This is a genomic window from Streptomyces barkulensis, assembly GCF_002843305.1.
Lineage (GTDB): Bacteria > Actinomycetota > Actinomycetes > Streptomycetales > Streptomycetaceae > Streptomyces > Streptomyces barkulensis.
In genome coordinates, this window is record NZ_PGSG01000119.1 from 118574 (window position 1) to 132484 (window position 13911).

Below are 13911 nucleotides of genomic sequence, written 5' to 3' on the forward strand. Positions count from 1 at the left end.
CTCGATGGTGACGTTCGCGCAGGCGCAGGAGCGTGCGGAGCGCTGGGTCAACGGCGGTGTTCCGGCGTATCAGCACCGTGAGGTGCGGGTGCGGGAGTTCGATCTGGGTTTCGTGGCGTGGGCGGAGGATCGCCCCGACGTCCCGTCGTCGGGGGGTGGCCGGCAGCGGCTGGTGATCGCGCGGGACAGCGGTGAGTCGACGTTGTGGCCGGCGTTGCCGGTGGGTGAGGTGATCCGGCGGTACGAGGAGGAGTACGGGGCTGCGGCCGGGCCGGTGGCGGCGGCTCCGCAGCAGCGGGTGGATCTGGAGGCGACGTCGTTCCTGCTGACGCCGCCGGAGTGGTTGCAGGAGGCGGCGGACCAGTTGGGGATTCCGGGTCGTCGTGAGGCCGCCGGTTCGGGGGGTTCGGGCGGTCCGGGCGGGGCGTCGGGCGGTTCCGTGCCGGCGTCTTCGTCCGCTCCGGAGCCCGCGCCCGCCCCCGCTTCCGGGTCCACTCCTCCTCCGGCGCCGGTTTCCGGCTCCGGTCCCGGTTCCGGTTCCGGTTCCGGTTCGCCGTGGGATGCGGCGGACACCAGCGGCAGCGGGGGCGGTGTGGCGTCGGTGCGGCCGCCGGCGACGGTGTTCGCGCCGCCGATCAGCGGGAGTGACGACGAGGACGGCGGGCCGGATCCGGCGCCCGGGGCGGGTGCGGAGGCGAAGACGGCGTTGTTGCCGGAGGGCAGCGCGCTGCCGAGGACGACGGTGGCTCCGGCGGTCGGTGGTCCGCAGGACTCGCCGCAGGGCGCTGCGCGGGCTCCGGGGACTCCGGGGGCCGGGGACGAGCAGTCCCAGCAGCCGCCGGCTCCGGCGACTCCGGCGACTCCGGCGACTCCGCCGGGCGGGGTGCACCATGCGGCGACGATGCTGGCCGACCCGTCGGCGGGCGGTCCCGGTACTCCGCCGCCGCCGGGTGCTCCGCAGCCGCCCGGCGCTCCGGGGGTGCCGGGCGATGTCGCCACCGGCCGTGCGCCGAAGCGCGGTGGTGGGCCGTCCGTGCCGCCGCCGCCCGGGGAGCCGGGTGTGCCGGGGGCGCGTCCGGGGGGTGCGGGGGCGGCTTCGCCGGGGGGTTCGTCCGGTGGTGCGGCCTATGCGCCGACGCAGTTGGTGTCGGCGGACGAGGTGGCGTCCCAGGGGGGCGCCGGTACTCCCCCGCCGGGTGCTCCGGCCGCTCCGGGCGGCGGGGTGCACCATGCGGCGACGATGCTGGCGGGCCCCGGTGGTCCTGGTCCGGTCGGTCCGGGGCCGGTCGGTCCGGGGCCGGTCGGTCCGGGGAGTCCGCCGCCGCCGGGTGCGCCGGGTGCGCCCGGGGTTCCTCCGGGGGCGCCGTCGTACGGCTATCCGCAGCAGCCGTCCGGTGTGCCGATGGTCGGGCCCGGCTATATGGCGGTGCTGCGCTACCGCGCGCCGGACGGTTCCGAGCAGCAGCTGATCCGCCGTTCGGCGCCGGGTACTCCGCATCCGGAGTGGCAGATCCTGCACGAGCTGCGGGCGATGAACGTTCCGCCGCAGCAGGTGCTGGAGCTGCACACGGAGCTGGAGTGCTGCGACGTTCCCGGTGGTTACTGTGCTCGGATGGTGCGGGAGTCCTGGCCGCAGGTGCGGATCAGCCACACCGCGCCGTACGGGCGTGATGTGGCCTCCCGGCGGCAGGGTGTGCGTCATCTGATAGAGCATCAGGGGGAGTTGCACCAGGTGGCCGACGGTCCGGCGCGTCCGGCGCCGGTGCGGGTGCCGTTGCCGCCGCCGCATCTGCTCCAGCCGGCGCCGCCGGTCGGGCCGGACGGTGTGGCGCAGGAGCTGGTGCAGGCGTTCGGCCCGCAGGCGGTGTTCCGTTTCGACCAGCGTGCGGTCTCCCGGCAGGGTGTGCCGGACGTGGTGGCGCAGACGCTGATGTGGGCGGGGCTGCCGGTGGAGTTCGGTCCGTTCTTCTGGGCGCAGGCGCAGCCGGGGCGTCCGGTGCCGACGCTGGCGGAGCTGGCGCAGGAGCGCGGGGTGCGTCCCGCGGCGGACGCGGCCTCGTATCTGGTGATGGGCAACGACTACGGGCGCCAGTTGTGTGTGCAGTACGGCACGGCGCACATCGTGGCGGTGCCGTTGGAGGCTCCAGCGGGAGGCGGGCCGGCGGCGGCGCAGTTCGTCAACAGCGGTCTGCCGGAGTTCGTGCGGTGTCTGGCGCTGCTGGGCCGGATGTGGCGGCTGCGGTACGGGCTGACGCCGGAGCAGGCGGGCCGCTGGACGGTGGATTTCCAGGGGATGCTGGCGTGTCTGGATCCGGCGGCTCCGGCCGGGCCGGAGAACTGGTGGTCGGTGCTGCTCGAGCAGATGTGGGACGGGTTGCTGTAGTCGCCGGTCGTCGTGTCCCGGGCCTTTGCCGGTGTGTTCGTGCCCGGTCTCCGCCGAGCGGGGGCCGGGCACGGCTGTTCCCGCCCTGTTCCCGCCCTGTTCCCGGTGCTGTCCCCGGTGCTGTCCCCGGCTTCGCCCCGGCGCTGTTCCCGTGGTGTTCCTCCGGTCGGGGGGCGTGTCGGGAGAATCGTGCTTCCTTGTGCGTTCGCGCGGTTTGTGTCGGTTGCGGCGCATGGGGTCTCATGGCGCATGCTGGGTGGGATGTCCGCCGGATTGTGTGAAGGTTGGGGTTCACGATGTCTGCGTCGTCCGCGTCCAGGTCGCCTCACGGTTTCGCCGTCGTTCGGGGCCGCGGTTACCGGCCCGATCAGGTCGACCGCTTCACCGGCGTGCTGCACGGAGATCTGGATCAGGCGCGGGAGCGCCTGACCCGGCTGGGGGTGCTGGCCGGGGAGCTGGAGGCGGAGGCGGACCGGCTGCGGGGGGTGGTCGCCGCGCTGCCTCCGCAGACGTTCGAGGCGCTGGGCGATCGGGCCCGGCTGATCCTGTCCGAGGCGGAGGCCGAGGCCGGGGAGCTGCGGGAGCGGGTGCGGGACGAGTCGCGCCGGGTGCTGGAGCGGGCGCAGGAGGAGAGCCGGGCGCGGCGGGAGGCGGCGCACGAGGGTGCGGCCCGGGTACGGCGGGAGGCGGACGAGGCGGCGGAGGCGCTGCTGGGGCGGGCCCGGGAGCGGGCCGGGGAGCTACTGGCGGAGGCGCGTGCGGAGGCCGGTGAGCTGGTGGAGGCCGGCGGGCGCGAGCTGCGGGAGATGGCCGAGCGCTGTGAGGCGCTGCTGCGGGAGCAGGAGGGGAAGCAGGCGGCGGAGGCCGGGAAGCTGGAGGCGTACCTGGCCGCGCGCGAGTCGGCGGTGGAGGAGCGGGTCGCGGAGCTGTCCGGGCGGGGCGAGGCGGTCCTGGAGCGGGCGCGGCGTGAGGCGGCCGGGGCGGAGGAGGACGCGCGGCGGCTCCAGGCGGAGGCCGAGGAGCGGGCGGCGGAGCTGCTGGCGAAGGCGCGGCTGCGGCAGGAGCGTGTGGAGCGGGAGACGGAGCGGATCGTGCGGGCGCACGAGCAGCGGCGGGAGGCGGTGCGGCAGCACATGGCGCATGTGCGCGCGAGTCTGGCGGCGATCACCGGGCGCGGCCCGGACGGCGCGGACAGCGCGGGCGGCCCGGACGGCGCGGACGGTCCGGAAGCCGCGGGGGGCGCGGGGGGCGCGGGCGGTTCCGAGAGCCCCGGCGGCACGGGCGGCGCGACGGTGCCGGGCCAGGGGGCACCGGCGGAATGACCGGGTCCCCCCGGGTATCCTGCGGATGACACCACACCTTCCCGCGCGGTTTCGCCGCGGTCCCTCCCGTGAACCGGCGGTGGCCGCCGGGTGTGCGGGAGTGGTCCTTCGGGTGGGTTCCGTGTCGGTCCGGCAGCCTGTCCCGTCATCCGTCCACAAGACGTCCGAAGTTCCGTCCCGAAGCCGAAGGGCACACCCGTGAGCGCCAACCGCCCGGCAGCCGTCGTCGTCCTCGCAGCGGGTGAGGGCACCCGCATGAAGTCCGCCAGGCCCAAGGTCCTGCACGACATCTGCGGGCGGTCGCTCGTGGGTCATGTGGTGGCCGCCTCCCGTGAGCTGGATCCCGAGGAGCTGGTGGTGGTCGTCGGCCACGGCCGCGAGCAGGTCACCGAGCATCTGGCGGCGCTGGACGCGAAGGCGCGCACGGCGGTGCAGGCCGAGCAGCGGGGCACCGGGCACGCGGTGCGCACGGCGCTTGAGGCGCTGGCGGCCGACGGGGTGCGCCCGTCGGGGACGGTGGTGGTCGTCTGCGGTGACACTCCGCTGCTGACCGGCGAGACGCTGTCGGACCTGGCCGGGGCGCACGCCGGGCAGGGCAACGCGGTGACGGTGCTGTCGGCCGAGGTGCCGGACGCCACCGGTTACGGGCGCATCGTGCGCGCGGAGGACGGCGCGGTGACGGCGATCGTGGAGCACAGGGACGCCACCGAGGAGCAGCGGGCGGTCCGGGAGATCAACTCGGGTGTCTTCGCGTTCGACGGTCGGCTGCTGGCCGAGGCGCTGGGCCGGATCGGCACGGACAACAGCCAGGGCGAGGAGTACCTGACGGACGTGCTGGGGATTCTGCGCGCCCAGGGGCACCGGGTGGGCGCGTGTGTGGCGGGCGACCACCGGGAGATCGTCGGGATCAACAACCGGGTGCAGCTGGCCGAGGCGCGCAGGCTGCTGAACGAGCGGCTGCTGCGGCGGGCGATGCTGGCCGGTGTGACGGTGGTGGATCCGGCGTCGACGTGGCTGGACGTGACGGTGACGTACGAGCCGGACGCGCTGGTGCATCCGGGTACGCAGCTGCTGGGTTCCACGCGGCTGGGCGCGGGCTGCGAGGTCGGGCCGAACTGCCGGCTGGCGGACACCGTCGTCGGCGAGGGCGCGGTGGTGTCCAACGCGGTGACGGAGGCGGCGGAGATCGGCCCGGGCGCGTCGGTGGGCCCGTACGCGTATCTGCGGCCCGGGACGCGGCTGGGGCCGAAGTCGAAGGCCGGCACGTATGTGGAGATGAAGAACGCCGAGGTGGGCGAGGGCACGAAGGTGCCGCATCTGTCGTACGTGGGTGACGCGACGATCGGCGAGTACTCGAACATCGGTGCCGCGAGCGTGTTCGTGAACTACGACGGGGTGAACAAGCACCACACCACGATCGGCTCGCACTGCCGGACGGGGTCGGACAACATGTTCGTGGCTCCCGTCACGGTCGGGGACGGGGCGTACACCGCCGCCGGCTCCGTGATCACCAAGGATGTGCCGCCCGGTTCGCTGGCCGTCGCGCGCGGCCAGCAGCGCAACATCGCCGGCTGGGTGGCCCGCAAGCGTCCCGGGAGCGCGGCCGCGCGGGCGGCCCGGGCCGCGGGCGAGGAGAGCGGTGACGGCCCTGCGACCCAGGGATGACCTGGCGGAAGTGCGCCGGCCAGGGCGTACCGTGAGAAGCGCACACCGTGGTGCGCCCCGACGAATCGATGCTCGCAAGGAGATTGTGTTGTGACCGGGATCAAGACGACCGGCCAGAAGAAGATGATGTTCTTCTCGGGCCGCGCCCACCCCAGTCTGGCGGAGGAGGTCGCGGGGCAGCTCGGTGTCGGCGTGGTCCCGACGAAGGCGTTCGACTTCGCCAACGGCGAGATCTACGTGCGCTTCCAGGAGTCCGCCCGTGGCGCCGACTGCTTCCTGATGCAGAGCCACACCGCTCCGATCAACAAGTGGATCATGGAGCAGCTGATCATGGTGGACGCGCTCAAGCGGGCCTCGGCCCGGAGCATCACCGTGATCGTGCCGTTCTACGGCTACGCGCGGCAGGACAAGAAGCACCGCGGCCGTGAGCCGATCTCGGCGCGGCTGATCGCCGATCTGCTCAAGACGGCCGGCGCCGACCGGATCCTCACCATCGATCTGCACACCGACCAGATCCAGGGCTTCTTCGACGGCCCCGTCGACCACCTGTTCGCGCTGCCGGTGCTGACGGACTACGTGGGCGGCAAGGTGGACCGTTCCAAGCTGACGGTGGTCTCGCCGGACGCGGGCCGGGTGCGGGTCGCCGACCGCTGGTGCGACCGGCTGGGCGCGCCGCTGGCGATCGTGCACAAGCGCCGTGACCCGGACGTGGCGAACCAGGTGACCGTCCACGAGGTCGTCGGCGATGTGCGGGGCCGGGTGTGTGTGCTGGTGGACGACATGGTCGACACCGGCGGCACGATCTGTGCGGCGGCCGACGCGCTGTTCGCCAACGGCGCCGAGGACGTGATCGTGGCGGCCACGCACGGTGTGCTGTCCGGCCCGGCGGCGGACCGGCTGAAGAACTCCAACGTGAGCGAGTTCATCTTCACCAACACCCTGCCGACGCCGAGCGAGGTGGACGTCGACAAGATCACGGTGCTGTCGATGGCGCCGACGATCGCCCGCGCGGTGCGCGAGGTGTTCGAGGACGGCTCGGTGACGAGCCTCTTCGACGAGCAGGCGTAACGGTTCGGCGGGGGGGCGCCGTACCGGGCACGTGCCCGGTACGGCGCCCCCCGCCGTGTCCGCTCCCGCTTTCCCGGGGCGGTAGACTCGTGGAGTTGCTCGGCGAGGGAGCCGTGCCCGCGGTGGCACGGTGATCCGTTATCGACGCGCTCTTCGCAGCAGGTCAGTCGTGGCCGAGTAGCTCTGGCAACCGCCACAGAACCGACTTGAGAGACGAGGAGTGCGTCATGGCTGACGTCAAGATCTCCGCCGAGGTCCGCAAGGAGTTCGGCAAGGGCGCGTCCCGCAGGCTCCGCCGCGAGGACAAGGTTCCCGGTGTCATCTACGGGCACGGCACCGAGCCGGTCCACGTGGCCCTTCCCGGCTACGACCTGATGATGGCCCTGAAGACCTCGAACGTGCTGATCACGCTGGACATCGAGGGCCGCCAGGAGCTGGTGATCCCCAAGGCCGTGCAGCGCGAGGCGATCCGCGGCTTCCTGGTCCACATCGACCTGCTGGTGGTCAAGCGCGGCGAGCAGGTCACCGTCGAGATCCCGGTGCACACCGAGGGCGAGCTGGCCCCGGGCCAGTTCCTGCTGGAGCACGTGCTGAACACGCTGCCGGTGGAGGCCGAGGCCACCCACATCCCGGAGTCCGTGACCGTCTCCGTCCAGGGTCTGGCCGCCGGCGACTCCGTCCTGGCCAAGGACATCCCGCTGCCCAAGGGCTCCTCGCTGGCCGTCGAGGAGGACACCGTCGTCCTCAACGTGCTGGCCGCGCAGGCCGCCGAGGCCGCTGAGGGCGAGGGCGGCGAGGGCGAGGGCGCCGCGGAGTGATCCGCGGGGTTCGCCCCCCTCTTTTCTCCGGCCGCCGGCCCGCGCCGTGGGCGCGGGCCGGCGGCCGTGGTGCTTTCCCGTAGGTCCGCTTGTAGGTCTGCCGTAGGTCCGCTGTAGGAGAGAGACGACGATGAGCGACGCCGACGCCCCCTGGCTGGTGGTGGGCCTGGGCAATCCCGGTCCGGAGTACGCGGCGAACCGGCACAACGTGGGGTTCATGGTCGCCGATCTGCTGGCCGGGCGGATCGGGGGGAAGTTCAAGACGCACCGCTCCCGGGCGCAGGTGCTGGAGGGCCGGCTGGGCGCTCCGGGCGCCGGGAGCCGCCGGGTGGTGCTGGCCAAGCCGATGTCGTACATGAATCTCTCGGGCGGCCCGGTCACCGCGCTGCGCGACTTCTACAAGGTGCCGCTGGAGCATCTGGTCGTGGTCCACGACGAGCTGGACGTCGACTACGGGGTGCTGCGGCTGAAGAAGGGCGGTGGCGACAACGGCCACAACGGGCTGAAGTCGCTCACCAAGTCCCTCGGTCCCGGCTACCACCGGGTGCGTTTCGGCATCGGCCGCCCGCCGGGCCGGATGCCGGTGGCCGACTTCGTTCTGAAGGACTTCTCCTCCGCCGAACGCAAGGAGCTCGACTACTTCGTGGACCGGGCCGCGGACGCCGTGGAGTGCCTGCTGGTGGACGGTCTGGAGCGGGCGCAGGGCACGTACAACTCGTGAGCCGGGCCTGAGCCGTGCCCCGGCCCGGGCCCGGGCCGTGTCCGGGCCGTGTCCGGGCTGCGCGGGCCCTGGGCGTACGCCGGGGGCGCGCGGAGGTTGACCGTCCGCTTCCCGTGCCCCAGGATCCCGCCATGCCTCCTGGGTTCCCGAGTACCTCCGCCGGACGCGGCCCCGCGCGCCGGGCCGGTGAGAGCGCGTACGGCCTGCTGCTGCTGGCACGGGCGGCGCTGATGGGTGTGGTCGCGGCGGTGCTGGTGATGGCCGGTGTGTGGGTCTCCCTCGACGGGACGCGGCAGGCGGTGGCCGAACGTGGCGCGGTGCGGGGGACGATGACCGTCGCCGAGTGCGACGGGTGGAGGTGCACGGGGCCGTTCGCGCCGGAGGGCGGCGGCGAGGGCGCGCGGGCGGAGGTCGCCGTCGAGGCGCCGGTGTCGTACGAGGCCGGTGAGCGGCTCCCGGTGGCGCTGTGGCCCGGCCGGGAGGGCTCGGACGGGTCGGACGGGTCGGACGGAGCCGAGGCGGTGCGCACCGGTACCGCCGGTGTGTTCTACGCGTGGCTGCCGCTGGCGGGCGCGCTGGTGCTGGCCTCGCCGGTGATCGGGGGCGGCCTGGGCATGCGGCGCACCGCGTGGGGGGCCGGGCTGCTGGGGGTCGCGCTGATGGGGGCGGCGTTCGCGCTGCTGTGAGTCGCGTTTTCCGGCGGGCTGCCCACCTCTAAGCATTTCGATCTTGATATTGATCTGATTGTTATACGACACCCTCCGGGGCAGAGGTGACACAGGGGGGCAGATGTGACGTATCGCGCTTGACCGGTTCCGTGTGGCGGGAAAAGCTACGCCCACCCCCCTCATTCCCCACACGTCCCAGATGTCCCCCGCCACCAAAGGTGGTAGTTCATGCGCATTCCCACTTCCACGCGTGCGGCAGCGGTGGCCGCGGCGGCCTGCATGGCGCTGGCCCCGGCCGCCCCCGCTTTCGCGACGGGATCCTCCTCCCCCGAGCTGCGTCAGCCGCTGCCCATCACCGCGGCCGAGTTCGAGAGGGGCGAGTGCCCGACCGTTCCGGAGGACAAGGACGGCTGGCACTTCGTCCTGCCGGCCGGCGGCAAGGAGAAGCCCGAGTTCGTCAAGCTCACGGTCACCTTCGAGCCCGGCGGCACCCAGACGATCACCGAGTTCGGCCCGCCGTCCGACAAGCACGCCTACGTGGCCTCCGAGCCCGGGGCGAAGCTCGTCGCCGCCGAGGCCGAGATCAAGGGTGGTGACCTCGACAAGTTCAACCTGTCCCACACCTGCCCCGCCACCGACACCACCGGCGGTTCCACGGGCGAGACCACCGGTGAGACCACCGAGGGCACCACCACCGGCGGCGGTGAGGAGACCGCCGGCGGCAGCACGGAGGGCACCTCCGAGGGCACCGCGGGCGAGACCACCGAGGGCACCACCGGTGAGACCACCGAGGGCGCCGCGGGCGGCGAGGAGACCACCGGCGGCACCGAGGGCTCCACCGGCGAGGCCACCGAGGGCGTCGCCGGCGGCGAGGAGCCGGGCGAGTCGACGGGCGAGGGCGGCAACCTGGCCGAGACCGGCGCCGAGGCCCCCGTCGCCGCGCTCGCGGCGGCCGCCGCGGCGCTGCTGGGCGCGGGCGCTTACCTGGTGATGCGCCGTCGCAAGGTCGCCCAGGACTGATCCCGGGCCCCTGACGCGAGGCGCACGGCCGCAGGCTGGACCAAGGGCCCCTCTCCCGCCCGGGAGAGGGGCCCTTCGCCGTTCACACGCTCGTCCGCGCCCCGTCCGCACCCTGTCCGCGCCCCCAGGACGCGGGACGCGGGCAGGGTGCGGGGCGCGGCGCGCCTCAGCCGGTGTTGCGCAGGCCCGCCGCCACGCCGTTGACCGTCAGCAGCAGGGCCCGGCCCAGCAGCGGATCGGGCTCCTCGCCGCGCTCGGCGGCCTCGCGCTGCCGGGCCAGCAGCGTGACCTGGAGGTAGGAGATCGGGTCCAGGTAGGCGTCGCGGATGGCGAAGGTCTGCTTGAGCACCGGCTGGGCGTCCAGCAGTTCCCGCTCGCCGGTGATCCGCAGCACCTCGCGCACCGTCAGCTCGTGCTCGGCCTCGATGGTGGCGAAGATGTGCCGCAACTCGGCCGGCACCAGGGTCTCCACGTAGTGCCGGGCGATCCGCAGGTCCGTCTTGGCCAGCGTCATCCCGACGTTGGACAGGAAGTTGCGGAAGAAGTGCCAGCGCCCGTAGGCCTCGTCCAGCACGCCGTCGAGTCCGGCCTCGCGCGCGGCCTTCAGGCCGGTGCCGACGCCGAACCAGCCGGGCACGATCTGCCGCGACTGGGTCCAGCCGAACACCCACGGGATCGCCCGCAGCCCGTCCAGGCCGGCGCCGGAGTCGGGGCGGCGCGAGGGGCGGGAGCCGAGGTAGAGGTCGGCGAGCTGGTCCACGGGGGTGGAGGCGAAGAAGTACGCGGGCAGGTCCGGGTCCTCCACCAGCGCGCGGTAGGCGCTGTGGGCGGCCTCGGAGACGGTGTCCATCGCCGCGTCCCAGCGGGCCAGCGCCTCGTCGGACTGGCGGGGCGCGGTGTGCAGGGCGGACGCCTGGAGGGTGGCGGCCACCGTCTGCTCCAGGTTCTCCCGGGCCAGGGAGGGGATGAGGTACTTGTCGGAGATGACCTCGCCCTGCTCGGTGACCTTGATCTCGCCCTCCAGGGTGCCCCAGGGCTGGGCGAGGATCGCGTCGTGGGTGGGGCCGCCGCCGCGGCCGACGGTGCCGCCGCGGCCGTGGAACAGGCGCAGCCGCACCCCGTGGCGGTGGGCGACGTCGCGCAGCCGCCGCTGGGCCCGGTGGATCTCCCACTGGGAGGTGGTGATGCCGCCGAACTTCGAGGAGTCGGAGTAACCGAGCATGACCTCCTGGATGTCGCCGCGCAGGGCGACCAGCCGCCGGTAGGAGGGGTCGGACAGCATCGAGTCCAGCAGCTCGTCGGCGATGCGCAGCTCGTCGGTGGTCTCCAGCAGCGGCACGACGCCGATGCGGGCCCAGCCGGCGTGCAGGTCGATCAGGCCCGCCTCGCGCGCGAGGACGGCGACGGCGAAGACGTCGTCGGCGCCCTGGCACATGGAGATGATGTAGGACTCGATGACCTCGGGGCCGAAGGTGTCCAGCGCCCTGCGGACTGTGGTGAAGACGCCGAAGGTCTTGGCTCCGGCGGCGTCCAGCGGCGCGGGCTGGGGGGCCAGCGGGCGGCGGGAGCGCAGTTCCTTGGCGAGCAGTCGCCGCCGGTAGTCGCGCGGCATGTCGGCGTAGCGCCAGGACTCCTCGCCGAGCCGGTCGAAGAGCTGCCCGAGGGCGTGGTGGTGCGCGTCGGCGTGCTCGCGCACGTCCATGGTGGCCAGCTGGAGGCCGAAGGCGCCCAGGGTGCGCATCACGCGCTCCAGGTGGCCGTCGGCGACCAGCGAGCCGCGGTGCTCGCGCAGGGAGTTCTGGACCAGCTCCAGGTCGGCCAGGAGTTCGCCGGTGCCCAGGTAGTCGCGGCCGGGCACGTGCGGGTCGCCCTCGGCCAGGCGCTCGCGGGTGTTGAGCAGCTTCTGCCGGATGCAGGTGACCTTGAGCCGGTAGGGCTCCTCGGCGTTGAGCCGCTTGTAGCGGGGGCTGATCTCCGGCAGGAGTTCGAGGTCGCGTTCCAGGGACTCGCGCAGTTCCTCGGTGACGCCGCTGATGCGGATGGAGTTGGACAGGGCCGCGCGCAGCTCGTCGACGTGCTCCAGGGCGTCGGTGATGCCGTGCTCGTGCTGGAGCAGCAGCACCTCCCAGGTGACGGCGGGGGTGACGTTGGGGTTGCCGTCGCGGTCGCCGCCGATCCAGGTGCCGAAGGTCAGCGGGCGGGTGGCGGGCGGGAGCGGGGCTCCGGCCCGCTCCAGCTCGGCGGCGAGGTCCTCCAGGACGTCGCCGACGGCGTCGCGGTGCAGCTCGTCGAGGTAGTAGACGGCGTTGCGCGCCTCGTCGGCCGGCTCGGGGCGGGCCACGCGCAGCTCGTCGGTCTGCCAGATCAGGTCGATGTTCTCGGCGAGCCGCAGGTCGGTGCGGCGGCGCTCGTTGGGGTCGGTGTTCTCCAGCAGCTCGGCGACCTTGCGGAGCTTGGTGAGCACCGACCGGCGGGCGGCCTCGGTGGGGTGGGCGGTGAAGACCGGGCGCACGCCGAGGTTCGCCGCGGTGTCCCGCAGATGGGCGGGGTCGGCGTCCTTGAGCATGTCCGCGGTGCGGGAGAGGTTTCCGCCCTCGGCGGCCCGCCGGGCGCGCAGTTCGCGGCCGCGGTGGACCTGCTCGGTGATGTTGGCGAGGTGGAAGTAGGTCGAGAAGGCCCGTACGAGCTTGGTGGCGGTGGCGAGGTCGGTACGGCTGAGCAGGGCGGCGGCGGCCTCGCCGTCGGTCCTGGTCAGGGCGCGTACGCGCTCGACGAGCTCCAGCAGCTCGGCGCCCTCCTGGCGGACGAGCGTCTCGCCGAGGAGATCGCCCAGCCGGCGGATGTCGGCCCGCAGGGCCGCGCTGGTCTCGGCACGGGCTTCGGGGGTGGCCTCCAGTGGGGCTTCGGGGGCGCTGGGTTCCTTTCGGGCGTCCGGGGTACCCGGACGGCCCGCCGTGGGGACCCCCCCGGCCGGGGAAGGGTTCTTGCCAACCGGGTTCGGGGAGGTGTCGGCACTGCTCACAGGTGCGGCTCCTTGCGGCGATGCTTCTGGCAGGTCACGGACCGCGTTGTCCGACGGCTCCCAGGATAGGCCGCCGCCGGAGTGCGTGGATCATCCAGTCCACCATGCGGCCCTCTTGCCCTCGTGCTCATGGCTGCCATACTTACGATTGCGTAGGTTACGGGACCGTAAGTAACGCACCCCCCGTCCCCCAGCTTCAAACGAGAGCGATCTATGACGATCAGTCCCGACGTGCTTCGCACGAACTCCCAGGACACAGCGGGCACGGCGAAATCCGCCGCGGCGTCCGGGGAACCGCTCCCCTCGGCCACGCTCGGCGGCGAGCAGCGCCGTTCCGTGGAGCAGATCACCCTTCTGCTGTTCATCACCGTCCCCTTCGTCGCCCTGGTGGCCGCGGTTCCGCTCGCCTGGGGCTGGGGGGTGAGCTGGCTGGACCTCGGGCTGCTGGTCGGCATGTACTTCCTGGGCTGCCACGGCATCACCATCGGTTTCCACCGCTACTTCACCCACGGCGCGTTCAAGGCGAAGAAGCCGCTGCGCGTCGCGCTGGCGATCGCCGGGTCGATGGCCGTGGAGGGTCCGCTGGTGCGGTGGGTCGCCGACCACCGCAAGCACCACAGGTACTCCGACGCCGAGGGCGACCCGCACTCCCCCTGGCGCTACGGCGAGACCGTCCCCGCCCTGCTCAAGGGCCTGTGGTGGGCCCATGTGGGCTGGATGTTCGACGAGGAGCAGACGCCGCAGCACAAGTACGCCCCGGATCTGATCAAGGACCCGGTCATCCGCCGCGTCTCCCGCCAGTTCGTGCTGTGGACGGCCGTGTCGCTGGCCGTCCCGCCGGTGGTCGGCGGACTGGTCACGATGAGCTGGCAGGGCGCGCTGACCGCGTTCTTCTGGGGCTCGCTGGTGCGGGTGGCGCTGCTGCACCACGTCACCTGGTCGATCAACTCCATCTGCCACGCGGTGGGCAAGCGCCCGTTCAAGTCGCGTGACCGCTCGGGCAACGTGTGGTGGCTGGCGGTGCTCTCCTGCGGGGAGTCCTGGCACAACCTGCACCACGCGGACCCGACCTGCGCCCGGCACGGTGTGCTGAAGGGCCAGATCGACTCCAGCGCCCGGCTGATCCGCTGGTTCGAGAAGGCCGGCTGGGCGTACGACGTGCGCTGGCCGTCGCGGAAGCGGATCGACTCCCGCCGCCGGGAGGAGGCCGCAGAAGCGGCATGA

Annotated in this window: 10 protein-coding genes; 9 read left to right on the forward strand and 1 reads right to left on the reverse strand. The window is 73.1% G+C overall.

Features of this window, described 5'->3' with window-relative positions:
- The first annotated feature begins 4 nt into the window (after positions 1–4).
- The 8 genes from CUT83_RS28455 (at position 5) to CUT83_RS28490 (ending at position 9665) form a co-directional block, all read left to right on the forward strand.
- Positions 5–2383: an SUKH-4 family immunity protein gene (locus tag CUT83_RS28455; RefSeq protein WP_101258675.1), complete on the forward strand. Its 2379-nt coding sequence runs from the start codon at positions 5–7 to the stop codon at positions 2381–2383.
- A gap of 296 nt (positions 2384–2679) precedes the next feature.
- Positions 2680–3705: a coiled-coil domain-containing protein gene (locus CUT83_RS28460; RefSeq protein ID WP_194074735.1), complete on the forward strand. Its 1026-nt coding sequence runs from the start codon at positions 2680–2682 to the stop codon at positions 3703–3705.
- A gap of 198 nt (positions 3706–3903) precedes the next feature.
- On the forward strand, positions 3904–5370 hold the full coding sequence (gene glmU / locus CUT83_RS28465; protein WP_101258676.1) for a bifunctional UDP-N-acetylglucosamine diphosphorylase/glucosamine-1-phosphate N-acetyltransferase GlmU: 1467 nt from the start codon (positions 3904–3906) through the stop codon (positions 5368–5370).
- Positions 5371–5460: 90 nt separating this feature from the next.
- Positions 5461–6438: a ribose-phosphate diphosphokinase gene (locus CUT83_RS28470; RefSeq protein ID WP_101258677.1), complete on the forward strand. Its 978-nt coding sequence runs from the start codon at positions 5461–5463 to the stop codon at positions 6436–6438.
- Positions 6439–6665: 227 nt separating this feature from the next.
- A complete protein-coding gene (locus CUT83_RS28475; RefSeq protein ID WP_101258678.1) occupies positions 6666–7256 on the forward strand; it encodes a 50S ribosomal protein L25/general stress protein Ctc in 591 nt (196 codons plus the stop codon).
- 130 nt (positions 7257–7386) lie between these two features.
- Positions 7387–7977, forward strand: coding sequence for an aminoacyl-tRNA hydrolase (gene pth / locus CUT83_RS28480; protein ID WP_101258679.1), 591 nt, complete (start codon positions 7387–7389; stop codon positions 7975–7977).
- Between the two features lie 131 nt (positions 7978–8108).
- Positions 8109–8663 (forward strand): hypothetical protein, encoded by a 555-nt coding sequence (locus CUT83_RS28485; RefSeq protein ID WP_240958464.1) that lies wholly within the window; start codon positions 8109–8111, stop codon positions 8661–8663.
- Between the two features lie 210 nt (positions 8664–8873).
- On the forward strand, positions 8874–9665 hold the full coding sequence (locus tag CUT83_RS28490; protein WP_101258680.1) for an LAVTG motif-containing sortase-dependent surface protein: 792 nt from the start codon (positions 8874–8876) through the stop codon (positions 9663–9665).
- A 166-nt stretch (positions 9666–9831) separates the two neighbouring features.
- On the opposite strand, the gene ppc is transcribed toward CUT83_RS28490, so the two are convergent.
- Positions 9832–12561, reverse strand: coding sequence for a phosphoenolpyruvate carboxylase (gene ppc / locus CUT83_RS28495; protein ID WP_101258877.1), 2730 nt, complete (start codon positions 12559–12561; stop codon positions 9832–9834).
- 339 nt (positions 12562–12900) lie between these two features.
- On the opposite strand from ppc, the gene CUT83_RS28500 reads away from it, so the two are divergent.
- Entirely contained in the window at positions 12901–13911 is a 1011-nt protein-coding gene (locus CUT83_RS28500; protein WP_101258681.1) for an acyl-CoA desaturase, read from the forward strand.

What these genes read in the sequence shown, in the direction of transcription:
- CUT83_RS28455 (WP_101258675.1), top strand. Translation starts at nt 5, where the DNA reads ATGGTGACGTTCGCGCAGGCGCAGGAGCGTGCGGAGCGCTGGGTCAAC.
- CUT83_RS28460 (WP_194074735.1), top strand. Translation starts at nt 2,680, where the DNA reads ATGTCTGCGTCGTCCGCGTCCAGGTCGCCTCACGGTTTCGCCGTCGTT.
- CUT83_RS28475 (WP_101258678.1), top strand. Translation starts at nt 6,666, where the DNA reads ATGGCTGACGTCAAGATCTCCGCCGAGGTCCGCAAGGAGTTCGGCAAG.
- pth (WP_101258679.1), top strand. Translation starts at nt 7,387, where the DNA reads ATGAGCGACGCCGACGCCCCCTGGCTGGTGGTGGGCCTGGGCAATCCC.
- CUT83_RS28485 (WP_240958464.1), top strand. Translation starts at nt 8,109, where the DNA reads ATGCCTCCTGGGTTCCCGAGTACCTCCGCCGGACGCGGCCCCGCGCGC.
- CUT83_RS28490 (WP_101258680.1), top strand. Translation starts at nt 8,874, where the DNA reads ATGCGCATTCCCACTTCCACGCGTGCGGCAGCGGTGGCCGCGGCGGCC.
- CUT83_RS28500 (WP_101258681.1), top strand. Translation starts at nt 12,901, where the DNA reads ATGACGATCAGTCCCGACGTGCTTCGCACGAACTCCCAGGACACAGCG.